We start from the raw sequence: 25,706 nt of genomic DNA on the forward strand, positions 1-25,706 counted from the left end.
TCAAAGGAGATTTCTCATGCTCGGTTCAATTAAAAAATTAGGGATGGTGATATTAGTTGCTTCTTGTATCGGCAGCGCCACTAATCTCTTGAATCCCCAGCCATCAATGGCTCAACCAACACCTGATCCAAAACCCGAAGAAGGAAAACGCTCTCCCTTCTGCCAAGGAAACCCTCCTACGGGAAGAGTAAAATGCAATTACGAGGGAGGCGATAACTACGAGGGAAACTTCGTTAACGGTCTTCCCGACGGCAGCGGAGTCTACGTGTACGCTAATGGCGATCGCTACGAAGGACAATTTCGGAAAGGAGTGCCAGATGGTAGAGGGACATTCATTTTTAAAGATGATGCCCGCTACACAGGCGTGTTCCAAGACGGCACGATGAGATCTGGGACGGTCGTTTTCCCCAACGGCGAGCGCTACGTGGGAGACTTCGCAGTCGTCAGGAACGTTCAGACTGATGCCATTAGCAGCCAACCCGCAGGGCGAGGTCAATTTTTTTACTCCAATGGCGATCGCTATGAAGGACAATTCTTTGCAGGTTCGCCCTTTGGCCCAGGGGTATTAGTACGCAAAGACGGCACTCGCTGTTCAGGCAGGTTTTTTAATCAAGAACTAGACGCTAGTGTCACCTGCACTTTCCCCAACGGTACGCGCTATGAAGGAGAATTGCGAAAGGGAGTGCCTCACGGTGTCGGAACGATGATAGATGCTAGCGGCAGGCGCTTTCCGGGGGTATATCGCAACGGCAAACGCGGAGTTTCGTAAAGCATAAATTGAGGTTTTCAGGCCACTTTTGACCAGAAATCGGACAAAAGACAAATGACGAAGCAAAATAATATCCAGAAGCGTATAGGAGAGACTTAGTTAATGATTTCCCGTTTTAAAACCAGTGGAATCGCTCTATTAGTTGCATCAGTGTTGGGAATTGGTAGTTACGCGACTTATCCCTTGCCCTCAATGGCGCAAGGAACAGGAGCTAAAACCGGTCGCTGCGTCCCAGCTATCGCTACAGGTAGAGTTAGGTGCGATTACGACGATGGCGATAGCTATATCGGAGACTTCGTTAACGGTTTGCCCAGTGGCACGGGGGTATACGTATATTCCACGGGCGATCGCTATGAGGGGCAGTTCCGTCAAGGCCAGCCAAACGGTCGAGGACAATTTATATTTAAGGACGACGCTCGCGTCGAGGGCATATTCCGAGATGGCAGAATCAGCTCCGGGACAGCTATTTTTACTAATGGCGATCGCTATATAGGGCCGTTTTCTCTGGATTGGAAAGTGGGTACGCCGACTGGACAGGGGCAATTCATTTTTGCTAACGGCGATCGCTTTGTGGGTCAATTTTTAGGGGGCAAGCCTTTGGGTACGGGAGTGTTCACCCGCGCTGACGGTACCCGGTGTTCGGGACAGTTCTTTAATCAAGAACTCGATGCTAGGGGTAGCTGCGCGTTTTCTAACGGTATTCGCTATCAGGGAGAGTTCCGTAAGGGATTGCCTCACGGCAAAGGGACAATTATCGATACCAGTGGCCGGCGGTTTCCGGGAGTATTCCGTGAGGGCCAGCGGCTAGAACGATAAACTCGGAATAAGTGCGATCTTTTAGTAAGGGCAGGTTGAGGGCTAATAATTTTGGCACCAAACCTGCCATTGCTAGGTTTTAAAGTCAAAACTATTGATAATTTGTCACCGGCTTTTTCTCAACCGAATTGCTAATGTTAAATATCCACTTAATGGAGTTAATGGAGGCGTTTTGATATGACAACTACTGCTTCTGCTTCCGGCCACACCGGCCAGTTTCCTTTCGACTTTGCCCCGCAGCGCACTCAAGATGCTGATTTGTTGCGACAACTCAATTTTGTGCCTGGCTTGAAGGAAATATTGGCTTTGCGACAAGTTCATGCTTTGGAACACGCTACTGTCTGGGTACTGGGCCAATCGGTTGGTGCGACGACAGCAAGAACCGATAATGAGTTATTGGGCGGGATGTCCACAGACCAAGGGTTTTATCTTTATGGCCACGTTAACATTGCACAGTTGCGTCAGGCAGTGCGCGAGGCTTTGCAGCGGATTGCCAGCGGAGAGTGGGATTTAGCTGTACATCCCCGCTGTGGCACGAATTTGTCGGTGGCGATGCTGCTAACGGCAGGACTTGCTGTCGGCATCCATTTAGCCCTACCTCGGGGGCCCATTCTGCAACTTTTAGGTTTGGGTGCGGCGGCTGCTGCTGCGGCTCAGTTAGCTCCTGATGTGGGTTCTCTAGCTCAGCGTTATGTCACAACTGCTATTCCGTTTAATTTGAGTGTTGTTGATATTACCGCAAGTCACGACTTCTGGGGACGCGAAGCTCATTTTGTGCGGGTGCGTTGGGTTGAATAGTTGCACAGTATCAAGCCCGATCGATCGCAGTCATGGACGCAAAAAAGTGTCAACAATCACGGACTGTGCAACCGGATTGGATCTAACTCATCTGCGTTAATCTGTGTTTATCTGCCTGTATCTGCGGTCAAAAGAAGATAATTTCTTCACCGCAGATGACAATGGATTGACGCGGATTCACGCAGATGAAGAGAATAGATATGTGAATAATTCCGATGCAGCGCGGATTTGATCTAACTAATAACAACTAACTCATGACTTCTGGCTCATCCAAGCTCCTAAATACGATCGGGATCTACTCCTAACTCTCGCAACCTCGTCGCCAATCTTTCAGCACGTTGTTCAAGTTCCTGGAACCGAGCTTGTTCCGCTTTAATCAACCCTTCAACTAATGGCGGAGACAGTATTTCATTCACTGATAATGTCAGATTGGGAAATACTACAGATACCATTTGTTGCCCCGCCCTAAAATCAGTCTGGGTATAGATGTCTTCACCTTCAGGAAAGGCTAAAACTCGCACCAGTTCTTTGTTAGGTGTAGGGTCAACAATTACATATTCTGGCACATTAGCTAGTTCGTACTCAGCTCGTTTAATCACATAATCGGCGCGCCGGTTTTGACTCACTACCTCTATGACTAACAGCGGCTTTTCCTCAAAATCGAGGATACCAGAACCTGGTCTAGCAGCAGCTTGTTCCAAAAGACTTTGAGTACAAACAACTACATGCGGAATCCGAGAGGTATCTTCTTCTGTTCTTACTCCCAGGCCTGTTTTTGCTACTAAGTCAAGATAGTGTTCAGCTAAATAACGCTGCAATTGGTAAACTAAATATTCGCCAATTTTGATATGTAAAACTGTTGCGGTTGGCCTCGGAATTAATTTGCCTTTGTACAGTTCATATTGTAGATCGGAATCAGTTTGATAAAATCGGTATTCTTCAAAGGTCAAGGTGGGTGAAGTATCAATTTGCTGGGATTCAACAACTGGCACTACAGATTGAGACATATCTTTTCACCGATGTCGATATAATTCTATTATATTGAATATGCCTCGATCTGCCTGCATTTGCGGTTAAAAATTCCCAATTATCGATCGCACTCGGCACCATAATTGTCAGAGAATAGTTGAATAGTGTAAAATCAACTTTGCGATCGCCCCGACAACTCGACCTCACCCTTCCTTACACCATCTGAGTTCTTATGTCAATCAAAAAAATTCTTTCCATAGTGCTGTTAATTTTCATCCCCATTTCCATCGCCGCTGAGTATTTGCACTGGGGTTCCCTCGCAGTTTTCATCACCTCCGCTTTAGGCATTATACCTCTGGCGATTTGGTTGAGCACAGCAACAGAAGAAGTGGCGATCGTTACAGGCCCCTCCATAGGCGGCTTATTAAATGCAGTCTTCGGCAATGCTACAGAATTAATTATTGCCATAGTGGCTTTGAAAGCTGGCTTAATTGACATTGTGAAAGCCAGCATAACCGGTACAATTATCAGCAACTTGCTCTTAGTCATGGGATTTTCCATGCTGCTAGGAGGAATCCGCTACAAAGAACAAGAATTTAAACCGATTATCGCGCGGGTGAACGGTTCCACAATGACTCTAGCAGTGATTGCAATTCTACTGCCGACAATGGTAATTTATACCTCCAATGGAGTCGAACCCGCAGCCATTCAGAATCTTTCCTTAATAACTGCGATCGTCCTAATTGCAGTTTACGCTTTAACTCTGCTATTTTCATTAAAAACTCACAGCTATCTTTACGATGTTGGCTTACTAGAACTAGAGTCAGAAAATCCTCAAAATATCAAAGAGGAATCTACTACGCACAAACCGAATTTGTGGCTGTGGGTAGGGGTGCTAGTTGCCTCAACTGTTGCCGTTGCTTTTGAATCAGAAATTTTCGTTGGTGTGGTGGAAGAAACTACCAAAGGATTGGGATTGACGCCGCTGTTTACAGGGGTAATTCTGTTGCCAATTGTTGGCGGCGCGGCGGAATATGTAACTGCGGTGGGAGTTGCGATGAAAAACAATATGGATTTGTCAGTTTCTGTCGCAATGGGTTCGAGTTTGCTAGTTGCTTTGCTGGTAGCGCCGGTGTTGGTGATTATCGGATTAGTGATTCACCAGCCGATGGATTTAAACTTCAATCCATTTGAAGTAGTTGCAGTTGCCATTGCCGTGACAATTGCTAATCTAATTAGTCTCGACGGTCGCTCTAATTGGCTCGAAGGAGTGCTCCTTTTAGCAACATACATCGTGTTAGGCGCAGCATTTTACTTTCACCCGATTACTTAAACCAATAATTTTGTTGGAGGGGCACTCTCCCGTGGTTGCCCCTCTTCACCGGAAAATAACTTCTATTTTTTCTTGTTTGTTATTTCTCTGTCTCTTCAGCGGTTAATTAAAGTAAATAATTTTATGACAAAAAGTAGTTACGGACAGCGACACTGTTGAACAGGAAAACACTGTCGTCTGCAACTTCTTTTTCTGCCTTTACGGTCGCGACAATCAGAAGTCTCTCGACATTCTACCCTATCTTCACAAATTTGCTGACGCGGAAAAATCCCTAAGTTTTGTACAGAAACTTCAGCGGTAAGCGTACCCTGTTCTATAACCTGGTCATTTTCTTTAATTTCATAGAGAAACTTATTTTCTCCCTCTAAAACCGAAAAAGTTCTTGTTTTGTGACTGTTACCCAACTTAAATCCAAAATCCTCGGAAAATTCACCTTTGTCATAACCTCTGTTTGTGTAGGGATATGGGTTAGTTTCCATTCCCTCAGTCACATTTTTAATTATCACCCTTCTGTTAGGCCCGGGGGGAGTCTTGCTGGAAACAAATCGAGCGCTTTGCGAATCAGGAGAGAAGACAGTACCTGCACATGGGCCTACATATTCAATGCGCTTAAATTGAATCAAATTAATATTAAAAGCATTTTCGTTTTTGACCCTAAATTGTGCGTCGTTAGTCTGCTGGGCGCTGACTGTGAAAGCTGCTAGTGTCAAAAAAAGGGTTCCGAGAAAAATAGCTAGAAATTTGATTTGTGGCCTCCCCGTAACAAATCTGGTGTGCTCCATCTCTCTCTACCTCTCATGTGAATAGATAGCATTTTGTTGACAAGTTATTATTTTAACTTGAGAGCAGATATGCTGTCAAAGTCGCTCGGATAGTTTTCTAGTGAGGATTTTAGTCCTTGATGCTGAGTGGCGAAAGGGAAAAGTGAAGTCCTAGGTGCGAACTTTGTGGAGTCAGGAATGAAGTCCTGAGTACGAACTTAACTACCAAGTTACTCGATCGCGCCATCTCTCTAAAATCTTGTCCCCGACTCCCTGTACCCGTGCCACATCCTCCAAAGAGGTAAAAGGTTGCTGTTGCCGCGCTGCAATAATTCTCTCGGCTAACTTCGGGCCAACCCCGGGCAAGGTTTCTAATTCTTCCTGAGTGGCTGCATTCAAATTAACTAACTTTTTTGCCGCAGCAATTTGAGGTTTAGCACTCGCAGATTTGGATGCTGCTTTTAGTGAATCGCACTCTTTTTTCTTAGCGTCAATTCTTTGTTTGATTCGGGCGGGAATTCCCAAGACGGCACCTTTGTAAAGCCGATCGAACTCCCGCTCAAAATGGGCTGCAACTGTGGGACTCTCGATCGCCAGCAGCGTCTCGTCATTCCCGTGATTTGCAGCCTCACTCCAGTTGTGAGAACCTGTAAGCACCGTTTTGCCGTCTACAACGCCGAATTTGTGGTGCAGGCGATCGCCCATTGGTAACAGTGGCACTCCCACCGTAGTCAGCGGCTTTCTCCAAGGGCGATTGTCAGTTTCTAACCCGCAATCTTGCATCAAAGTCGCCCCCATCATATCCAACCCTTCACTGTAAGAGCGATAAATAAAATTAGAGTCTATTAAAGCTCGCACCGCAACTCCCCGGCTAGCTTGAATTTCCAAAGTATTTGACAACCGCTGAGCCGAAAATACAAACAGGGCCACATCAACCGACTTTTTCGCACTACCCAAAGTTCGATTTATCAAACCGTTGGCGCTTTTTTCCCAAGGCAAAGTCGCCGTCGTCGGCGAAAATTGCACCCCAACTGTCGAATTCCCTACTATCACTTTTTGTACTTGACGAAACGGCTTTTTGATGCCAAATTTGCTGTCAGGTTTGCCTTTGGGCCCGTCGCCCCACATGATGTTAAATTCTTGAGTAAACAGTTGCGCTAGTTGAGCATTTTCAATTTTCAGTAAATTGTTCGCATTGCCGCGACTCGCTGCTGTCTTGAAATCGCCGTGTATATCGCTTGTGGTAAAATTAGCCGAAGTGACGATTACGGTTTTGCCGTCAATCACCACAAATTTGTGGTGCATCAAACCACTGCCTTTACTGCCGTCAGCAGTATCATCAATTACAGGAATCCCCGCATCCTTGACAATTACCAAAGCATCATTTTGCTTGATTTCCTCGACCGTTAATTTACCATCTTTATTGCGATCGGCAAGTTGCACAAATTCGCTATAACGATCGCGCTCTCTTTCGGGTAATTTCGCTAACTCCTGCGCTGTAAAATCGCTCCAAGGGCGACTATACATATGTTCGACAATTAATCTCACTTTAATTCCCGCCCGCTGCCGATCGGCCAAAACCCTTGCAATAGTGGGCAAGCGAAACTCCTGAACCGCTACATCTACCGTCGATCCAGCACTGGCGATCGCAACAGCGATCAAGTTTTCTAAATCATCTCCAGGTCTAGTTTGCTGGCGGTAAGGCTCTGTATAACTCGAAGCGATCGACTGATTGAAGTATACTTGCAACAAGGGGTCTTGAGGCAGTGGAGCCAGACTCAGAGGTAAATTCTGCACGTCTTGCTTTGTTTGTCCGCAGCCCGCCAGATTAAGTGCCACCAGACCAGCACAACAGAAACCGAGTAAATGATAATACAATACAGTCACAAAATTTAAAAAAAAATAGAGGTTATTAGCCTTCCCAAAGTTCACATCTATTGGATCAAGTAAAGTTACAACCTATTAAATTTATGCAAGGGAATAGATTTTGCGTCTTGTAGAACTGCCTCGATGCCGGAAGCATCACTGGTAGGGTAGCAGCATTCAGGGGCGTGGGTCAAACCCTATACCGCTGCTTTATGGCTAAAAGAAAAAGAATTTTTCCGTGCGGTCACAAAGGATATGGTAAAGCGTGCCATCGCTGCACGCAAGAGTTGGTGGCGCAGCAGCATTACGTTGAAGTGCTGACACAAAAACAAACCAAAAAACAAGAGAGGGAAGCATCATTTGCTAGAGATATCATCGATCTCAGAGGTCTGCCCGACCACGTAGTTACTAAAGCCCGGGCAATTATAGCAGCTTTGGGCGAAAATAAGAATTACAGAGATTTCGGCGGCAAACGCCTGCGTCACAACCGTTTGATAATCAGTATTCCTGTAACTCGCCACTACAGAATGCTTTGTGAAGATTGCGGCACTTTCTTAATTCCCCAAAAAGTTTTGTCGCACGAAGACTACAACGTCTGCAAACCAGGAAGTTAGTTATTGGTTATTGGTTATTGGTAGCCACTCACCACAGTCAACACTCAAGATTCATTAATTAGTTATTTAAAATCATGCAAATTTACCTCGACTATAGCGCCACAACACCCGCCCGCCCAGAAGCGATTCAAGCCATGCACCAAGCCCTGACTCAGCAGTGGGGGAATCCTTCCAGTTTGCACGAGTGGGGACAAAGGGCCGCGACAGCTTTAGAATTAGCAAGAATGCAGGTTGCTAGCTTGATTAACGCGCTACCGGAATCGATGATTTTTACCAGTGGCGGCACTGAAGCGGATAATTTGGCAATAATCGGAATTGCCCGTCTTTATACAAAGCCGCAGCATATTATTATCTCCAGCGTAGAGCACTCTGCCGTAGCAGAAACCGTGCGACAACTTGAACAATGGGGATGGGAAGTGACGCGCCTACCCGTGGATAAATTTGGGCGCGTTCACCCTTTGGATTTGCAAGAGTCGCTGCGATCGAATACAGTGTTAATTTCGATCATTTACGGACAAAGCGAAGTTGGTACGCTGCAACCAATTGAGGCCTTGGGACAGATTGCGCGCGATCGCAATATCCTATTTCATACGGATGCTGTTCAAGTTGCCGGCAGACTGCCGATAGACATCCAGAAACTGCCCGTAGACTTGCTTTCCCTTTCCAGTCACAAACTTTACGGGCCACAAGGTGCGGGGGCGCTTTACGTGCGTCAGGGCATTGAATTAGCGCCAATATTGACCGGGGGTGGTCAAGAATTGAAACTGCGTTCTGGGACGCCCGCAGTGCCGATAATTGTCGGTTTTGGTGTGGCGGCGGAATTGGCCTTGCAAGAAATAGATGGGGAAACGGCGAGGTTAATTGCATTGCGCGATCGCCTTTTTGACCGATTATCTCATGTACCCAGTTTAGTACCAACTGGCGATCGATATTTCCGACTCCCCCACCACGTCAGTTTTTGCATTGTTTCTCCCGACGGCGACACAGGGAAAGTGACAGGCAAAACTTTAGTGCGACAGCTCAATTTAGCAGGAATAGGGATTAGTTCTGGTTCTGCTTGTAACAGTGGCAAAATAACTCCCAGTCCGATTTTATTGGCAATGGGATATAGCAAAACTATGGCAGTTGGCGGAATTCGCTTGAGTCTCGGACGAGAAACCACAGAAGCCGATATTGATTGGACAGTAATTGCGATCGAGCAAATTTTGGATAGATTAATGCCAAAGGTAGCATTATCGAGGCGTTAGGAAGGATTCCGATCTTGAAAACACGTCTCCCCACAAAAAAGCCGCTTGATATCATTTACACTAAAATAAAATCACCATCTATTTTGGGGAAAAAGCAATGGTTACAAAACTGCAATCTCCCGACAAACAAAATATCATCTACCCCGACGATAACGGCGAACCAATGTCAGAGAATACCGAGCAGTTTCGATTAATCGTTTGGATTAAGGAAAATTCCGAACTATTGTTTGCGAATGACCCGACTGTTTTCGTTGCCGGCGGCTTGCTTTGGTATCCCGTTGAAGGAAATAATAAACTTTGCCAAGCACCAGATGTAATGGTAGTTTTTGGTAGACCAAAAGGTTATCGTGGTTCCTATCAACAGTGGAATGAAGATAATATTGGGCCACAAGTTGTGTTTGAAATTTGGTCGCCGGGAAATCGGCCCGCTCCGATGATTCAAAAGTTCAAATTTTACGAACGTTATGGTGTGGAAGAATACTATTTGTACGACCCACAAACATTAGAGTTGACTGGATGGCAACGTCAAGAGGAACAATTAGAAACGATCGAACAAATAGACGGTTGGATCAGTCCCAGACTGGGCGTGCGGTTTCAATTATCTGAAACGGGACTCGAAATGTTTGGGCCGTCTGGAGAAGCGTTTATGAGTTTTGTGGAACTCGCTCAATTGCGACGACAGGCGGAAGCGCGGGCTATTGAGGCAGAGCAACAAGCTCAGCAAGCCGAGCAACTGCGACAACAAGCCGAGCAACAAGCTCAGCAAGCAGAGCAACGCGCCAGTGAGACAGAAACTTTGCTGGAACAAGAACGATCGCGATCGCAAGCTTTAGAATCAAGACTGCGAGAAATGGGAATCGATCTAAATCAATTGTAATAGATGATTCGGCGGTGGAAATCGCCGAGTCGCTTCGTGTGTGTAGACGCAGTTTCAACTCCCAAACCATCGAATCATGATAAAATAAATCCCGGTGTTATTCACAACTCCCCACAATGGAAGAAAACCGCGCCCAAGCCTATCTGCAATTAATTCACACCCTGCTGAATGCCCCCAACGGAGAGGAACCGCAGATTTTACAGGATAACTCAGAATTACTCGATCGCGGATTTCTGGAAACGTGCGAGTTAGTAGCATCAACCTTAGCAGAGCAAGGTGGGGAAAATGGCGCTAAATTCCTCCGACATCTAGCCCGTTACCTAGCGCCACTCATCGATATGAACGATGACGGAGATAGCAATAACTCTGCTAGTGAAAATTTCCAAGAGTATGCAAATTTTTTCCTAGAATTATTGCAAGCCGAACAAGATAGCAAGGGGGATATAGCAGTAATTTACCCCATGCTGGAAGGGCGACAACATCTCCTGAATGCCAGTTTTGCTGAGACTTTACAGCAAGTGTCACAGAAGTTAATTGCCGGCGAAAACTCAGAAACAATTAGCTCAATTATCGGTCTTATTGAAAATTTGAGTATTCATATGAGTGATTTTCCTAGTGGGAATAGAGCGAATAATATTGAAATTGCCATTACTGGTTATCAAATAGTTTTAAATAATCGCGAACCCGGTAGTGAACAATGGACGAAAACCCAAAATAATCTAGCTACTGCCTACAATAACAGAGTCAATGGTTCGCTGGCGGAAAATCTGTAACGGGCAAAAACCAGGCGGTTGAAACCGCGTCTACACAAACCAAGTCCGCCTATGCGGGCAAGCGAGATAATTCAGAAGTGTTGAAATCCTCGCTCGAGCTTTAATACAATATCAGGATAAATACCGCTGCTATCAGTCAACCAAATATCGGTGCTCTCGGTAGCGGTTCCCACAATCGCGGCTCCATTTCCTATTTTTTCTACCAATAACTCAGCATTTGCCATCGGCAAAAACAGCACTAACTCGAAGTCTTCGCCGCCGTATAATGCCCAATCTAAAGATTTTTCGGTTGATACGATTTCGCTGAAAATATTGGGAATTGGTATTTTTGGGCGATCGACTTTTGCGCCAACACCGCTAGCCCGACAAATTTGAATAATCGCATCTGCTAAACCGTCGCTACTGTCCATTCCGGCGATTGCAATTGGGGATTGAACCCCCCCCGGCCCCCCCTTGCTAAGGGGGGGAGAATTAACCCCCCCCGGCCCCCCTTGCTAAGGGGGGGAGAATTGAAATCTTGCTTCCCCCCCTTAGCAAGGGGGGGACTGAGGGGGGGTTCCATCGCACCTGAAGAATTGAAATCTTGCTTCCCCCCCTTAGCAAGGGGGGGACTGAGGGGGGTTCCATCGCGCCTTCACAACCCAATATTTCCCAAACCACCGGCAAAACATCCAGCCGCGGTTTAGGGCGCTGGTGGGCGAGAATTAAAGAAGCCCGATCGACCTTTTCCAGATTTTGCCCGAATTCTGGATTTAACAGCAATTCTAATCCCGCGCGGGAGGCTCCGTGAACCCCAGTAGCCACAATCGCCCAGCCCGATCGCGCATTTGACCGACTAATGGTACGATCGCACTCAACCTCCCCAAAAGCAGTAATCGCTACAGTCACAACGGGTGATCGCACAACATCGCCACCGACGATCGGCGTATGATATTCTTGCAAGCAAGCCGTCATCCCCCGATAAAACTCTTCAACCCACTCCACAGCCGTATCCGCCGCCACAGCGAGGGCTACAGTCACCGCCAGAGGCGTTGCTCCCATAGCGGCCAGATCCGACAAATTCGCGGCTGCGGCGCGCCATCCTGCGTAATAAGGCCCCGTAGTTCGATCGCTGAAATGCACTCCATCCACCAACATATCTGTAGTGATAGCGAGAGATTTGTTGGGATTTGTAGCCATGACAGCGCAATCATCACCAACTATCTCTGCGGGGCAGAATTTTTGTAATATTCTTAAAAGACCTTGTTCGCCGATATCTTTAACTTGCATAAATTTGAATTAGTCGCAGAGGGGAAAGAGAGTTTTTATTAATTTGATAATATTATATTTGATTTTATGTAATATCGTGTGCGGTTGTTTTTGAATGATTTAACCGCAGAGGCCACAGAGGGCACGGAGGAAGAGAAGAGAGAGATAAGAATTCCGATTATAATTGATTTGATATAACTCAATCTAAATAAATAGAATATAGGATACCAGAATTGTTAAAAAAGTCTGGCATCCTATATTTATATTCTGATTCATTCGTCAGTTGTCAGTTGTTATTTGTTGGTTCCAATTCCCAATAACTAATAACTAATGACTAATAACTAATAACTAATAACTAATGACTTCCCAATTACCATTCCTTAGCCGAACTGGGCGGCAAGCGCAACCTAGGAAACCTATAAAAAGTATCCCCTTCATCATCTACCTCTAAAATCGCCGAAAAAATCTTCACTTGCCGAGTTAAATACTGCTGAGCAACTTCAGCCTCAACCCTAGCATTAGCCGCCAGTTGAATCAACGAAATTTGACTGTTTTGAGTTTCCAACAACTCATAAAAAGCCTCATCCAACCGCTGCTTTTGCTTGCTTTCATTCACATTTTTTACAATCAACAATCCTGTGAATCCGCCCAAACCTATTACCAATAAAAATTGTAAAATAGCCATATTCTCGATTTAATTCCTAATTTCAATAACGAAACTATAAAAATTATCTCTTCTTGCAGCCCGCTGATGCGGGATTTATCTGTGCAGAAGCGGTTTCAATCTCTTTCACCATCTAGAAACTATTTCAATCGCAGTCGTTCTTGATTTTTTCAGCCCGCACAGGCGGGCTTTGTTGGTCTAAAAGCGATTTCAATCGCCGTCACTTTTGACAAGCAGCGATTTCAATCGCCGTCATTAATTAAACTTGAGGTCGCACCAAATTTTCGATTCCTTTAACTACCTTAGCAGATACAATCTTGTCTCCCTGCTTCAGTTGCTCCAAAACTTCTTTTCCTTCAATCATGTAACCAAAAACAGCATAGCGACCGTCCAACAAATTTAGACCGGCGGGCGTGAGTTCAGGTTCAAACAAGAAAAAGAAAAACTGAGAAGAAGCGCTATCAGGGTCAGTTTCAGTGCGGGCCATTGCCACAGTACCGAAAGCAGAAAAAGGCAAAACAGGCTCGTCGCGATAACGCCCCGCATCTTCTAGAGTAATCCCGTAAATAGGCTCCTTTTCGTCCCTGACGAGCACTTCTAGCGGCACATTCCGGTATTTGCCAGTAGCTGGGTCAATAAAACCCTCTTCCTTGCCTTCGGGATCTCCTGTTTGCAAAACGTAGGATTCTTCCGATCGAATAAACGGCAAACCGTCATAAAAACCTCGATCGACTAAATCCACAAAGTTACCAGCCGTAACCGGGGCGCTGTAGCCGTCAACCACAACAGTAATTTCCCCTTTTTCAGTTTGTACAGCCACAGTAGCGCGCCCTTTGAGTTGAGGCAGATTAGCATACTTTGCCGGCACTTCAAACGGAAACTTTGTCACCATCAACTCTTCGATTTCGCCTACCGCACCCAGGATTGGGGCTTTCAAGTCCGTCACTTTGTCCCTGTCTTTAGCCTCAACAGCCTTTTCCAGTTGAGCAATTCCCTCCTTGATTCGTGCAAGTAGCGCCTCAGCTTGTGGCTTTTGCGCCTCGGGAATACTCTCTAAAATGTCAGACTCCCGAAGGTTGAGAATCCTGGAAGCCTTGCTGACATCGCTGCTAATGGGGCCCCAACGTTTGGCCCGTATGTGGTTGTTAATGTCTTCGAGACTGATTTGCAAATCTCGCACAGTCTGATTGTCAATAGGTAAAGCGAAGCGCAGCAGCGCCCGGCCGTCGGTAATCGCATTCCCTGCAGGCATACTGCTGCTGGGGCGTTTGGCATGGGAGACTGCACTGAAACTCAGGGAGAGAGTGAACAGCAAGAGCGCTAAAGCGACGGTTTTGACCCAGCGCTTGCACGTATCGATCGAGAAATTAGGCCAATGCAACATAACTTTAACTTTTATTGCCTCTATTATCTTCCCACAGCGCTGTCGGCCTTCTGAGCTGCTACCCATCTAAAGTGTCTGTTCGTTGGGCCCGGGAGGGAGTTGCCCACTAACAACAGTCAACAGTCAACAGTCAACTGACAACAGCTCACTGCCCACTGCCATTAACATTTCAGTACAGCACTTGCTCCCTTTGAACGGTAAAATAAAATGCCAATTGCTTTTTGATGCCGTCAGCTAGACTGCAGCTTTAACCTGACCGGCTCAAAAACGGATACAATCCCCAGACTCCTGTCGTGGAGAGATCAAAATTTTAGACCAAGGTTCTATCTCCCAAATTCATCTGTGGAGTAAATCTAAAATCTAAAATCTAAAATCTAAAATCGACTGACTGTAGTTCCCCCGTGCCCGCAAGGCGACGGGATTGCCCGCAAAAATTTATATGATCTCCAGTAACGACTTTCGACCAGGTGTTTCAATTGAATGGAATAACGGCGTGTGGCGGGTTATCGAATTCCTCCACGTCAAGCCAGGAAAAGGCTCGGCTTTCGTGCGGACAAAATTAAAAAACGTCCAAACCGGAAACGTAGTAGAACAAACCTTCCGGGCGGGCGAGACTATGCCTCAAGCCAACCTGGAAAAGAGCGTGATGCAGCATACCTATAAAGAGGGCGACGAGTTCGTCTTTATGGATATGGAAACTTACGAGGAAAGTCGCCTCAATGCTAAGCAAATAGGCGATCGAGTCAAGTACCTCAGTGAAGGGATGGAAGTCAACCTCCTTCGCTGGAACGACCAAATCCTGGAAGTGGAACTGCCCAACTCTGTCGTCTTGGAAGTGTTGCAAACCGATCCCGGAGTCAAAGGAGATACTGCCACCGGTGGCAGCAAACCAGCGATCGTCTCCACCGGAGCTCAGGTTATGGTGCCTCTATTTATTTCCATTGGAGAACGGATTCGGATTGATACTCGTGAAGACAAGTACCTCGGCCGAGAGTAGAAACGAGGAAGGAAAAGGGAGTTTTTAGTTTTTAGTTCTGAGTTATGAGTTAAAGAAGTCCAAATTCAATACTCATTGCTCACAGCTTAAAAACTATCCCTTTTGCCTCCAAAGTCGTTCATGCTCCTAGCTTCGCCTGATTCTGAATTTTCAATTTTCAATTCTCAATTTTCAATTCTCAATTCTCAATTACCCTTGAATCTGCTGTGCAACTAGACTTAAACCAGCTTTGCGAACTGCTAACTGTATTAGACAAAACTGGCATTTCGGAACTGACCTTAAAAAGTGGGGATATTGAACTGACAGTACGCAAAGGCAGTCTGGCAAGTTCATCAAGCACCGATGCTGCGCTCCCTGCTGCCGTGGCGACAGTCGCTCCGATCGCGTTGGGCGCTGTTGCTAGCCCCACCTTGGCGTCCGCTCCTGCTGTTGACCAAAATTTAGCAGTGGATTTGGCTGCCCCTGTACCCGTCGCCCCTGTCGCCGTACCTGCTGCCGTAACTGCTTCTGTTGATACGAAATGGGTGCCAATTATCTCGCCGATGGTAGGAACCTTTTATCGCGCTGCTGCTCCTGACGAGCCGCCTTTTGTCAATGTGGGCGATCGTATCAAGGTGAGCCAGACAGTCTGTATTATCGAAGCGATGAAGCTGATGAACGAGATCGATGCTGATGAGGTGTCGGGTCAAGTGATGGAAATTTTAGTTCAAAATGGCGAACCTGTCGAATACGGTCAAGTTTTGATGCGAATTAATCCGGATTGAAGGATTACTTTATTGTTATGGACAGAATAAATGCTAATATTTCCCGATCACTTCTCTCCGGTGAGTTTGATGAAGTCATCCCAGCCTGTCCCGCAAGAGGTTGTGCAACAAGTTGCTGAGTATTTCAGTATTTTGAGCGAACCCATGCGTTTACGAATTTTGAACTTGCTTCGCGACGGCGAAAAATGCGTGCAAGAATTGGTGGAAGCTACTCAAACGAGTCAAGCCAATGTTTCTAAGCACCTAAAACTCATGCTCCAAGCTGGTATCCTCACTCGCCGGAGTGAAGGGACTTCAGCTTATTATAGGGTGCAAGACGAGTTAATTTTCGAGCTGTGTAATATGGTGTGCGATCGGCTTGCCAGCCGGATCGAACAGCAAGCCCTCCACTTTCGGGCATTTAGCCTAACCACCAAACACTGAAAATGAGTCATCAATCATTAGTTAGAAGTCATTAGTTAGGAGTGATCAGTTATCAATCCCTACTCCCTAGTGGCAGCATCTCAATGCGAGGAAAAAGCATTTTTTATGAATGCGAGCATCCTGCACAGTAAAGCCTATATCTAAGCGCGAGCAAGAGGGTCGCACAGAGTGTGAAAGCTCTAATGGGGACGCTCCCATCCCTAATCTCTGCCTTCAGACTAATGACTAATGACTGATGACTAATCACTCCTAACTAATGACTCATAATTACTAAAGGGGAAAATTTTTGTCAAAACTTTGGCGGGTACTCGGCTGAGCCACCTCCAAACCTTCGCCACCCAAAAGTTCTAAAGGCTTGCCTTCCACCGAAATCCAAACCTTTGTATTCGGTTGTAAACTCGTAGCCGTATAGATAACTTGCCCTAACCGGCCAGTCATCGAATTGCTCCCTCCCCCCGAAGTAAATTCTGCCGACAAATCGACATAAACTCCGTCATTCTTAACACTCAAACCCCTGAGTTTGGTCCCATTAGGAATTTCGCTAGAAACATTTCCATCCTTCGGCCCAGCCAACAAACTGTTAAAAGCAGCTTGTAAAGCTGCATCAGGCTGGTCAGCTTGTTTGACAGCTACTTTCGTAGGAACTCCCTCAAATTTGCCGCTCGCATCTTTAACCCAGTAGACTTGCACTATCTGGACATCGGTTTGCTGCGGCTTTGGCTGTGGCGACCTCGGCACCAGAGCGTTACGCGTCTGAGCATTAGGCGTCTGAGTGTTAGGCGTCTGAGCGTTAGGCGTCTGAGCGGTAGGCTCTTGGACAGGAGTTGGAGGGGGCACCGGGATAATTACCACAGGGGATTCCGCAGGACTTGGGGACAGCGCTGGAGCGGTAGTCGGAGCGGAAGACTGCGTATCTGCGGGGGTTGGCGAACGATTCGCCGTCCACCACGCAATGCCCCCTCCCGCCACTAAAGCTAACCCGCAAACACCGGCAATCACTGCGGTGGAGACGCGGCGTGCTTCTTGTCCATCTTTCATAATACAAATTCTCCTTACAGATAGAGCGCTTGGGACGGTGAGGAGCGACTCCTGATCAGCTACATTTGTCTATGGTTAGATTCGGGAATTGACACAATTGCATTGCTGCTAGCGAACACTTTATAGCAAGCCCAACATATTCTGAATCCGACTATTGGAATCCTAGACCATAATATAAGATTTAGCCCTTGGAGTATGTCACAGTATCTCGATCAGCCTAGTGGCTATATTCTATAGTAATCATAAAAAATTAAAGAATAAAGGAAGAAAAAATAAGTAAAAAGGAAGAAGGAAGACAACGGATGGATGTAACGGAGGTAAGGGGGGTAACGGATTTAAGCGATTTAACGCATAGAAGCCGGTCTCTAAAATTTTTCCCCAAACAAAAAGCGCCCCTATTACTAGGAGCGCTGTTTGTCAATCAAAAGCTAAAACTTAGCCATTGATAGAAGGAGCAACCATTGCTACGGGAGTTGTAACACCTGCAGCCAAATCAAGCGGGAAGTTGTGAGCATTGCGCTCGTGCATTACTTCCATACCCAAGTTAGCGCGGTTGATGACATCAGCCCAAGTATTGATAACGCGACCTTGTGAGTCGATAATCGATTGGTTGAAGTTGAAACCGTTCAAGTTGAAAGCCATTGTCGATATACCCAAAGCGGTAAACCAGATGCCGACAACTGGCCATGCACCTAACAAGAAGTGCAAAGAACGGCTGTTGTTGAATGAAGCGTATTGGAAAATCAAACGACCGAAGTAGCCGTGGGCTGCAACGATGTTGTAGGTTTCTTCTTCTTGACCGAATTTGTAACCGTAGTTTTGCGATTCGGTTTCGGTTGTTTCACGAACCAAGGAAGAAGTAACGAGAGAACCGTGCATTGCGGAGAACAAAGAACCACCGAAGACACCAGCAACTCCCAACATGTGGAACGGGTGCATCAGGATGTTGTGCTCGGCTTGGAACACGATCATGAAGTTGAATGTACCGGAGATACCCAAAGGCATACCGTCAGAGAACGAACCTTGACCAATCGGGTAGATCAAGAATACTGCGGTGGCTGCTGCAACTGGTGCAGAGTAAGCGACGCAGATCCAAGGACGCATACCTAAGCGGTAAGACAGTTCCCATTCACGACCCATGTAGCAGAAGATGCCGATGAGGAAGTGAAATACTACCAATTGGTAGGGGCCGCCGTTGTACAACCACTCATCGAGGGAAGCTGCTTCCCAGATTGGGTAGAAGTGAAGGCCGATGGCGTTGGATGAGGGAACAACTGCACCTGTGATGATGTTGTTACCGTACATTAAGGAACCTGCTACTGGTTCACGGATGCCGTCGATGTCCACTGGAGGGGCAGCGATGAAGGCGATGATGTAGCAGATGGTGGCGCTGAGCAAGGTAGGAATCATCAAGACGCCGAACCAACCGATGTAAATCCGGTTGTCTGTGCTTGTTACCCACTCACAAAAGCGTTCCCAGACATTGGCGCTTTCGCGCTGCTGTAAGGTTGTTGTCATTTGTTTATGATTGCTTTATTTGGTTTTCAATGTTCGTGACGGCTTTGTGTTCCGCCATGTTAATAACCATAAAGCATATTCTAAGGTTTGTAAAGTATTTTAACAACAGATTAACTAATGATAGACATAAGATTGACTTATCAATAGCAGGAATGGTGGATAAATCAGAAAGAATGGACAAAAAGTAGGGAAAGCCTGGAAGCGCGTCGCCTTCAGGCATAGAAATATTAGGATACAGACTTTTGCTGGCTGGGTATCATAATGAGAGCCCAATAGGGAACTTCAGCGGGCTCGACCTCTGCGATCGCCCGAATTCGCTGATTCGGCATAGTTGCGCGTTCTATATACAGTGCTCGATCGAACTGTCCCAACTCAATCAGTACGTCCCGGACTTTCGCAAAATGCCTCCCCAGCTTAATAATCACAGCCGCATCAACAACCGCCAGTCGATCGCGCAAAACCTCAGCCTCCAGCGTCGCAGGCATAATACTTAACACATCGTTACGATAAGTCAGCGGCACTCCCAACGCAGCCGCACTCGCCATTGTCGAAGAAATTCCCGGCACAACTTCAGTGGTAAATGTCCCCGACAAGCGGTTGAATAGATACATAAACGAGCCGTAGAGAAAAGGTTCGCCCTCACATAGCACCGCCACATCCCGTCCCTCGCTCAGATGTGCGGCAATTTTCTCGGCAGCAATATCATAATAAGGTTGAGACGATCGCGTCGGACTAAAAGGCAACGGCATCGGAATCTCAATTTGCTCCGGGCGCAGATAATCTGCGACGATCGCCCGCGCCAGCACCTTACCATTTTCCATCGCCGGATAAGCAATCACCGGCACCGATTGCAAAATCCGATAAGCTTTCAAAGTAATCAACTCTGGATCGCCAGGGCCAATACCCAAACCGTACAATTTACCAGTAGCCTTAGTCATAATTCATCCTTTTTCGCTAACGCATTCACGGCCGCCGTTGCCATTGCACTGCCACCGCGCCGCCCGTGCAACGTAATAAATGGCACTCCCCGACTGTTGGCGGCCAGTTCGGCTTTGGATTCGACAGCCCCCACAAATCCTACCGGGAAACCCAGAATTAAAGCCGGTTTGGGTGCTCCGGCATCCAGCATTTCCAGTAGTCGGAACAAAGCAGTCGGGGCATTGCCAATCGCCACAACCGCACCCTGCAATTTGTCCAGCCATAAATCCAGCGCCGCCGCCGATCGAGTATTTCCTATTTGCCGCGCCAACTCTGGAATCTCGGAATGCCAGAGGGTGCAAATCACCGCATTGTCAGCGGGAAGGCGTTTGCGAGTGATGCCTTCGGCCACCATCCGGGCATCGCACAGAATCGGCGCCCCTGCGGCGAGGGCTTGGCGTCCGCAGGTGGCCGCACCGGGCGAAGCTGCTAAATCTGCAACAATATCCGTCATGCCGCAACTGTGAATTAGTCGCACGGCTACCGATTCTAAATCGGGCGGCAAGCTTGACAAATCTGCTTCGGCTCGAATTGTGGCGAAGGATTTAATGTAGATTTCTGTTCCGTCTCGAATGTAGTCAATCATTGTTTAAAACTGCTGTGGGAAGTTTGTTGAATTTTTGAAATAGATTTTTTGAATGAACCGCGAAGAGGGAAAGGACGCGAAGGAAGAAATCTCAAGAGAGATAGAAAGAGAAATGCTTAAAATTTGTCAGTTTTAATGGGATATTTTTTCACTTTAAATTCCGATTTTCGCTGCTCAACAACTCCTGCAATTGGTCGATCGCCTGCCGATCAACAAACTCACCAAATGACTCCACAGGCTCTCGAAACCGCTGATACACCCGCAACATTCGCTCGATCGTACTGGGCATCTCGATCGCACTCTCCGCCGGGAAAATTAGTCGCCCGAAGGGCAAATCTTTTCTACCTGCATAAATGTCGTAACCTTCGATCGTCTCGTCTCCTCGCTCAATCTGAATTCCCACCAGCGTGATATCAATTGGCTGGTGCTGGGCGCAGGACTTTTGGCAACCGCTGAAATGAATGTTAATCGGCAGGTCGATCGTCAATTTTTGCGCTAAATCCCTCACCATTGCTAAGGCGTGACTTTGAGTATCTGTCGCCGCCGATGCACAGCCACTGCTGCCTGCACAAGCCACCAAGCACGAATCTAGGCGAGTCGCCGACGAGTGCAATCCCAAATCGGCGATTTGCTGTTTTACCTCAAAAAGCTGGGAGTTGGGGATATCACAAATCAACAGATTTTGCCACGGCGTAAGTCTCAGGGTACCGCTGGCTAGATTTTGGGCTAAGTTTGCCAAATTCCGCAGTTGCTTTGATTCTAGCCTACCGAGAGGCAGTGCAATTCCCATGTAGGAGAAATCCGGCTGTTGCTGAGGGTAAATGCCGAGATGTCGGTGATTGGTGATGGATTTTTCAGAGGAGCCGATCAAGCGGGCGGGCAAGATGCCCACCCCACAAGGAAATTCACTTTTTGTGGAACAGGCATCTTGCCTGTTTTGGGGAGAGGTGTCTGATGTGAATTGCAATAAAAATGGTAAATTCCTCTCTACCCTTTCTAGATAACTTTCAGCGCCCCAATCTGCCAGCAGGTGACGCAAACGTGGTTTTTTGCCATCAATTCGAGGTCTATTTTTGGTGTATTCAAGATAGGTGCTAGCGAGGGCGGCTAATACTGAAATACATTGCGATTCTTGGATTAAAATTCCTGTATCGCCGTTTAAATGCAGCCGAAAAACGATTTCTGATTCGGTTGAACGACCGAATGCAGCTAATAAAATATCGTTGCGTAAAGCCTGGATCGAAACCGATTCCCCGCCGTCGAAGCCAATACTGAACTTAGGCGAAAGTTCCGACAACTCGGAATGTGTTTGCAGGTAATCATCCCAAGCTTTGACTAGCGGGCGAGTATCGAGTAACTGGTGGCGATCGATCCCTGCTGTCGGACTTGCCATAATATTGCGAATCGGGTCAACTTCCACGCGACGAGACGCTATACCCAATTCCTGCAAGCGGTTCCAGACTTCCGGGGCAATTTCCGAGTGCACTTCTCGAATTTGCAAATTTGCCCGATTGGTCACTTGCAAACAGCCGGTACTGTATTGATCTGCCAAATCGGCGATCGTGCGACACTGCTGCGCGTTTAAAATTCCCCCCGGAACCCGCATTCTCGATAAAACTCCGTCTCGGGCTTGGGAACCGTAAAATAAACCCGGACAAGTCGGCAAATCAGTCAAAGCTAACAAATAATCTCCTCCCCGTGCTACGCAGGGAATCCAAAAGTAAACGCTCACAAAGCGCCCCCGAAATCGGCATTCTGACTTTTACAGTTGCGGCACAGCGCCGGAATTGCACCGGACTTTCCCGCTTTCAGGTTTGAGAAATATATCACAAGCCGACCCGCAGAAAGCAAAACCCTCAACTTTCTTAACAAAACTTCTGGCGATCGCCCCTCTCTCTCTTTTCATCAGCTTTCCTAATCGCAGTCATCAGTTTAACTGTCGCTCAGCCCCTTTACAAACCTTAACAATACCGTTAATAATATAAACATCATCCGAACATTGAAAACCAAATAAAGCAATCATAAACAAATGACAACAACCTTACAGCAGCGCGAAAGCGCCAATGTCTGGGAACGCTTTTGTGAGTGGGTAACAAGCACAGACAACCGGATTTACATCGGTTGGTTCGGCGTCTTGATGATTCCTACCTTGCTCAGCGCCACCATCTGCTACATCATCGCCTTCATCGCTGCCCCTCCAGTGGACATCGACGGCATCCGTGAACCAGTAGCAGGTTCCTTAATGTACGGTAACAACATCATCACAGGTGCAGTTGTTCCCTCATCCAACGCCATCGGCCTTCACTTCTACCCAATCTGGGAAGCAGCTTCCCTCGATGAGTGGTTGTACAACGGCGGCCCCTACCAATTGGTAGTATTTCACTTCCTCATCGGCATCTTCTGCTACATGGGTCGTGAATGGGAACTGTCTTACCGCTTAGGTATGCGTCCTTGGATCTGCGTCGCTTACTCTGCACCAGTTGCAGCAGCCACCGCAGTATTCTTGATCTACCCGATTGGTCAAGGTTCGTTCTCTGACGGTATGCCTTTGGGTATCTCCGGTACATTCAACTTCATGATCGTGTTCCAAGCCGAGCACAACATCCTGATGCACCCGTTCCACATGTTGGGAGTTGCTGGTGTCTTCGGTGGTTCTTTGTTCTCCGCAATGCACGGTTCTCTCGTTACTTCTTCCTTGGTTCGTGAAACAACCGAAACCGAATCGCAAAACTACGGTTACAAATTCGGTCAAGAAGAAGAAACCTACAACATCGTTGCAGCCCACGGCTACTTCGGTCGTTTGATTTTCCAATACGCTTCATTCAACAACAGCCGTTCTTTGCACTTCTTGTTAGGTGCATGGCCAGTTGTCGGCATCTGGTTTACCGCTTTGGGTATATCGACAATGGCTTTCAACTTGAACGGTTTCAACTTCAACCAATCGATTATCGACTCACAAGGTCGCGTTATCAATACTTGGGCTGATGTCATCAACCGCGCTAACTTGGGTATGGAAGTAATGCACGAGCGCAATGCTCACAACTTCCCGCTTGATTTGGCTGCAGGTGTTACAACTCCCGTAGCAATGGTTGCTCCTTCTATCAATGGCTAAGTTTTAGCTTTTGATTGACAAACAGCGCTCCTAGTAATAGGGGCGCTTTTTGTTTGGGGAAAAATATTTTTATAGTTCTTCTTCTGTTAACAAATAGAGTGATATCAAGTCCGCTTGAGTAGTTGTAATTCTGAGTCCTGAAGGAACTGAAGAATCTCGCCCTTTCGGCAACTCGCTTACTTCGTGGCGCTTGACTCATGACAAGTAAGCGTTTTGAATCAAGCGATCGCCCAATCTAAAATTTATCTAAAAATTAAAAGGTGAAAAATTAATTTTTCACCTTTTAACTCTCGACTCTCGATTTTAAAATTGTCCGTTACTGAACAAACTTCTTGAATGCCAGTGTCACGTTGTGGCCGCCAAATCCAAAAGAATTCGACAGCGCCACATCAACTTTTAGATCGCGGCTTGTATGAGGAACATAGTCCAAATCGCACTCAGGATCGGGATTGTCCAGATTAATTGTCGGCGGGATTTTGTCATTGGCGATCGACATTACCGCCGCCACCGCTTCAATTCCCCCAGAACCGCCCAAAAGATGGCCGGTCATCGACTTGGTAGAACTAATTGCTATTTTGTAAGCATGGTCTCCCAAAGTCTTTTTAATCGCTTTCGTTTCCGTAGAATCGTTGGGAAGCGTGCTCGTGCCGTGAGCGTTGATATAGCTCACTTGATCCGGCGTCAAACCCGCATCCTTGAGCGCTAAAGCCATCGCCCGCGACGCACCCTCACCCCCCGGTACCGGAGAAGTCATGTGATACGCATCGCAAGTTGAACCGTAGCCGACGATTTCTGCATAAATCTTCGCGCCACGCGCCAGAGCGTGTTCCATTTCTTCTAGAATCAGAATGCCAGCACCTTCGCCGACGACAAAACCATCACGATCGCGATCGAACGGACGAGAAGCATGAGTCGGGTCATCGTTGCGAGTCGAAAGCGCCCTCGCCGCAGCAAAACCCGCCACGCACAAAGGTGTCACCGCAGCTTCGGTACCGCCGCAAATCATGGCTTGCGCGTAACCCCCCTGAACTAGGCGAAACGCATCGCCCACCGCATTGGACCCAGCAGCACAGGCCGTCACCGTGCAAGAGTTTGGCCCCTTAGCACCCGTTTGAATCGCCGTCAGCCCCGCGGCCATATTCGCAATCATCATGGGAATCATAAACGGGCTGCATCGATCGGGGCCGCGAGTTAGATAGATCTCTTGCTGCTCTTCCAAAACCTTCAGGCCACCAATGCCAGTGCCAAGAATGACACCCACCTGTTCTGCGTTCAGGTCGTTAATCTCGAACTTTGCATCAGCAATCGCTTGTTTGCTCGCTGACACCCCAAATTGAGCAAAGCGATCCATCCGCTTTGCTTCCTTGCGCTCTAAATAGTCGTGTGGGTCGAAACCCTTCACCTCTGCGGCAAAGCGGCAGTCGTGCCGCGACGAGTCGAATAAGGTGATCGGGCCTATACCATTCTTCCCGGCAAGCAACCCGTCCCAATACTCGGACAAGGTATTGCCGATCGGTGTAATCGCGCCGAGACCCGTGATAACAACGCGCTTACGCTCTAAATTTGTCATGATTTCAGTTTCAAAAAATTAAACACCCAGAACGCAGAACAAAAGAGGAGTTTCCAGTTTTCTAACTTCTCTCCTCTTAGGGGAAAAGACAGGTATTTTATGCTTTTGGAGCTGCAAGTTTGCTGCTGATGAAATCTACAGAAGCTTGAACCGTAGTAATTCCTTCGGCTGCTTCGTCGGGAATTTCAATATCAAACTCTTCTTCCAATGCCATGACCAGCTCTACTGTATCTAAGGAATCGGCTCCTAAATCGTTAGCAAAGTTGGCTTCGGGCTTGACTTCGCTCTTATCGACTTCCAGTTGCTCTGCCACAATTTTCTGGACTCTAGCAAAAATGTCGTCTTGGCTCATAACATCGTGTCCTCATTGGTTGCTGCGTATCTAATCTTATCCGAAAGGGGGATCTGCAGGGGAAACGCTGGCCGCTTTTCTAAGTGACACGGGCCAGCGACAATTGGGACACGGACAAGCGCAGCAACTCTAAGACTAAGGCAAAAAAAAACCCAATAGCCCAAAATCAATCATCTCGTTTAGCGACCTGATAACGTTGAGGAACCGGATTTTTGGTCGATGGTGCGTCAGTCATCAACTCAAAATGCT

The 25,706-nt window shown here is 47.1% G+C and carries 26 protein-coding genes and 1 riboswitch; of the genes, 12 read left to right on the forward strand and 14 right to left on the reverse strand.

Translation table 11 applies throughout. The features are described from left to right. Positions 1 to 16: 16 nt before the first annotated feature. The 3 genes from D0A37_RS23635 to D0A37_RS23645 all read left to right on the forward strand — a co-directional run bounded on the left by D0A37_RS23635 (position 17) and on the right by D0A37_RS23645 (position 2,383). On the forward strand, positions 17 to 769 hold the full coding sequence (locus tag D0A37_RS23635) for an MORN repeat-containing protein (RefSeq protein ID WP_242718082.1): 753 nt from the start codon (positions 17 to 19) through the stop codon (positions 767 to 769). A 102-nt stretch (positions 770 to 871) separates the two neighbouring features. Continuing rightward, positions 872 to 1,585 (forward strand): MORN repeat-containing protein, encoded by a 714-nt coding sequence (locus tag D0A37_RS23640; RefSeq protein WP_242718084.1) that lies wholly within the window; start codon positions 872 to 874, stop codon positions 1,583 to 1,585. A gap of 177 nt (positions 1,586 to 1,762) precedes the next feature. Then, entirely contained in the window at positions 1,763 to 2,383 is a 621-nt protein-coding gene (locus D0A37_RS23645; RefSeq protein ID WP_242718087.1) for a DUF6391 domain-containing protein, read from the forward strand. A gap of 278 nt (positions 2,384 to 2,661) precedes the next feature. Here D0A37_RS23645 and D0A37_RS23650 read toward each other — a convergent pair whose 3' ends face one another. Continuing rightward, entirely contained in the window at positions 2,662 to 3,390 is a 729-nt protein-coding gene (locus D0A37_RS23650; RefSeq protein WP_242718089.1) for a Uma2 family endonuclease, read from the reverse strand. 194 nt (positions 3,391 to 3,584) lie between these two features. On the opposite strand from D0A37_RS23650, the gene cax reads away from it, so the two are divergent. After that, positions 3,585 to 4,685: a calcium/proton exchanger gene (gene cax / locus D0A37_RS23655; protein WP_242718091.1), complete on the forward strand. Its 1,101-nt coding sequence runs from the start codon at positions 3,585 to 3,587 to the stop codon at positions 4,683 to 4,685. Between the two features lie 137 nt (positions 4,686 to 4,822). Here cax and D0A37_RS23660 read toward each other — a convergent pair whose 3' ends face one another. Together D0A37_RS23660 and D0A37_RS23665 are read right to left on the reverse strand one after the other, a co-directional pair. Then, positions 4,823 to 5,164 (reverse strand): hypothetical protein, encoded by a 342-nt coding sequence (locus D0A37_RS23660; RefSeq protein WP_242718093.1) that lies wholly within the window; start codon positions 5,162 to 5,164, stop codon positions 4,823 to 4,825. A gap of 504 nt (positions 5,165 to 5,668) precedes the next feature. Then, a complete protein-coding gene (locus D0A37_RS23665; protein WP_242718095.1) occupies positions 5,669 to 7,333 on the reverse strand; it encodes a DUF655 domain-containing protein in 1,665 nt (554 codons plus the stop codon). 191 nt (positions 7,334 to 7,524) lie between these two features. Between D0A37_RS23665 and D0A37_RS23670 the strand changes: the two genes are divergently transcribed. The 4 genes from D0A37_RS23670 (at position 7,525) to D0A37_RS23685 (ending at position 10,823) form a co-directional block, all read left to right on the forward strand. Beyond that, entirely contained in the window at positions 7,525 to 7,926 is a 402-nt protein-coding gene (locus D0A37_RS23670) for a DUF7682 family zinc-binding protein (RefSeq protein WP_242718097.1), read from the forward strand. A gap of 74 nt (positions 7,927 to 8,000) precedes the next feature. Continuing rightward, positions 8,001 to 9,173: a cysteine desulfurase family protein gene (locus tag D0A37_RS23675; RefSeq protein WP_242718099.1), complete on the forward strand. Its 1,173-nt coding sequence runs from the start codon at positions 8,001 to 8,003 to the stop codon at positions 9,171 to 9,173. Between the two features lie 97 nt (positions 9,174 to 9,270). Continuing rightward, positions 9,271 to 10,050, forward strand: coding sequence for a Uma2 family endonuclease (locus D0A37_RS23680; RefSeq protein ID WP_242718101.1), 780 nt, complete (start codon positions 9,271 to 9,273; stop codon positions 10,048 to 10,050). A gap of 116 nt (positions 10,051 to 10,166) precedes the next feature. Next, on the forward strand, positions 10,167 to 10,823 hold the full coding sequence (locus D0A37_RS23685) for a hypothetical protein (RefSeq protein ID WP_242718103.1): 657 nt from the start codon (positions 10,167 to 10,169) through the stop codon (positions 10,821 to 10,823). 71 nt (positions 10,824 to 10,894) lie between these two features. On the opposite strand, the gene D0A37_RS23690 is transcribed toward D0A37_RS23685, so the two are convergent. The 4 genes from D0A37_RS23690 to D0A37_RS23705 form a co-directional block, all read right to left on the reverse strand. Further along, positions 10,895 to 11,233, reverse strand: a complete 339-nt coding sequence (locus D0A37_RS23690; RefSeq protein WP_445242435.1) for a hypothetical protein — start codon at positions 11,231 to 11,233, stop codon at positions 10,895 to 10,897. 61 nt (positions 11,234 to 11,294) lie between these two features. Further along, a complete protein-coding gene (thiL, locus tag D0A37_RS23695; RefSeq protein ID WP_445242436.1) occupies positions 11,295 to 12,092 on the reverse strand; it encodes a thiamine-phosphate kinase in 798 nt (265 codons plus the stop codon). 349 nt (positions 12,093 to 12,441) lie between these two features. Then, a complete protein-coding gene (locus D0A37_RS23700) occupies positions 12,442 to 12,756 on the reverse strand; it encodes a hypothetical protein (RefSeq protein ID WP_242718105.1) in 315 nt (104 codons plus the stop codon). Between the two features lie 238 nt (positions 12,757 to 12,994). After that, positions 12,995 to 14,119, reverse strand: coding sequence for a peptidylprolyl isomerase (locus D0A37_RS23705; protein WP_242718107.1), 1,125 nt, complete (start codon positions 14,117 to 14,119; stop codon positions 12,995 to 12,997). Between the two features lie 439 nt (positions 14,120 to 14,558). Between D0A37_RS23705 and efp the strand changes: the two genes are divergently transcribed. The 3 genes from efp (at position 14,559) to D0A37_RS23720 (ending at position 16,303) form a co-directional block, all read left to right on the forward strand. Then, positions 14,559 to 15,116 (forward strand): elongation factor P, encoded by a 558-nt coding sequence (efp, locus tag D0A37_RS23710; RefSeq protein ID WP_242718109.1) that lies wholly within the window; start codon positions 14,559 to 14,561, stop codon positions 15,114 to 15,116. A 206-nt stretch (positions 15,117 to 15,322) separates the two neighbouring features. Next, positions 15,323 to 15,880, forward strand: a complete 558-nt coding sequence (gene accB, locus D0A37_RS23715) for an acetyl-CoA carboxylase biotin carboxyl carrier protein (RefSeq protein ID WP_242718111.1) — start codon at positions 15,323 to 15,325, stop codon at positions 15,878 to 15,880. A 30-nt stretch (positions 15,881 to 15,910) separates the two neighbouring features. After that, positions 15,911 to 16,303, forward strand: a complete 393-nt coding sequence (locus tag D0A37_RS23720; protein WP_242718113.1) for an ArsR/SmtB family transcription factor — start codon at positions 15,911 to 15,913, stop codon at positions 16,301 to 16,303. A 270-nt stretch (positions 16,304 to 16,573) separates the two neighbouring features. On the opposite strand, the gene D0A37_RS23725 is transcribed toward D0A37_RS23720, so the two are convergent. The 5 genes from D0A37_RS23725 to cobG all read right to left on the reverse strand — a co-directional run bounded on the left by D0A37_RS23725 (position 16,574) and on the right by cobG (position 22,155). Then, a complete protein-coding gene (locus D0A37_RS23725) occupies positions 16,574 to 17,341 on the reverse strand; it encodes a GerMN domain-containing protein (protein ID WP_242718115.1) in 768 nt (255 codons plus the stop codon). A 435-nt stretch (positions 17,342 to 17,776) separates the two neighbouring features. Beyond that, positions 17,777 to 18,859 (reverse strand): photosystem II q(b) protein, encoded by a 1,083-nt coding sequence (gene psbA, locus D0A37_RS23730; protein WP_242718117.1) that lies wholly within the window; start codon positions 18,857 to 18,859, stop codon positions 17,777 to 17,779. Positions 18,860 to 19,086: 227 nt separating this feature from the next. Beyond that, on the reverse strand, positions 19,087 to 19,797 hold the full coding sequence (locus tag D0A37_RS23735; protein ID WP_242718119.1) for a precorrin-2 C(20)-methyltransferase: 711 nt from the start codon (positions 19,795 to 19,797) through the stop codon (positions 19,087 to 19,089). Then, the gene (locus D0A37_RS23740) at positions 19,794 to 20,423 is read right to left on the reverse strand and encodes a precorrin-8X methylmutase (RefSeq protein ID WP_242718121.1); all 630 of its coding nucleotides are present in this window, start codon (positions 20,421 to 20,423) and stop codon (positions 19,794 to 19,796) included. Before D0A37_RS23740 ends, D0A37_RS23735 begins: the two co-directional genes overlap by 4 nt. Before the next feature lie 148 nt (positions 20,424 to 20,571). Beyond that, entirely contained in the window at positions 20,572 to 22,155 is a 1,584-nt protein-coding gene (cobG, locus tag D0A37_RS23745; protein WP_242718123.1) for a precorrin-3B synthase, read from the reverse strand. 8 nt (positions 22,156 to 22,163) lie between these two features. Then, positions 22,164 to 22,243, reverse strand: a riboswitch (adenosylcobalamin-variant (AdoCbl-variant) riboswitch). A 209-nt stretch (positions 22,244 to 22,452) separates the two neighbouring features. Here cobG and psbA (D0A37_RS23750) point away from each other — a divergent pair. Then, complete coding sequence (gene psbA / locus D0A37_RS23750) at positions 22,453 to 23,535, forward strand: photosystem II q(b) protein (protein ID WP_242718117.1); 1,083 nt, start codon at positions 22,453 to 22,455, stop codon at positions 23,533 to 23,535. 316 nt (positions 23,536 to 23,851) lie between these two features. On the opposite strand, the gene fabF is transcribed toward psbA (D0A37_RS23750), so the two are convergent. Continuing rightward, a complete protein-coding gene (gene fabF / locus D0A37_RS23755) occupies positions 23,852 to 25,105 on the reverse strand; it encodes a beta-ketoacyl-ACP synthase II (RefSeq protein WP_242718124.1) in 1,254 nt (417 codons plus the stop codon). A gap of 97 nt (positions 25,106 to 25,202) precedes the next feature. Beyond that, the gene (gene acpP / locus D0A37_RS23760) at positions 25,203 to 25,457 is read right to left on the reverse strand and encodes an acyl carrier protein (protein WP_006633716.1); all 255 of its coding nucleotides are present in this window, start codon (positions 25,455 to 25,457) and stop codon (positions 25,203 to 25,205) included. Positions 25,458 to 25,706: the final 249 nt, after the last annotated feature.

The sequence above is a fragment of the Microcoleus vaginatus HSN003 genome (assembly GCF_022701255.1).
Taxonomy (GTDB): domain Bacteria; phylum Cyanobacteriota; class Cyanobacteriia; order Cyanobacteriales; family Microcoleaceae; genus Microcoleus; species Microcoleus vaginatus_B.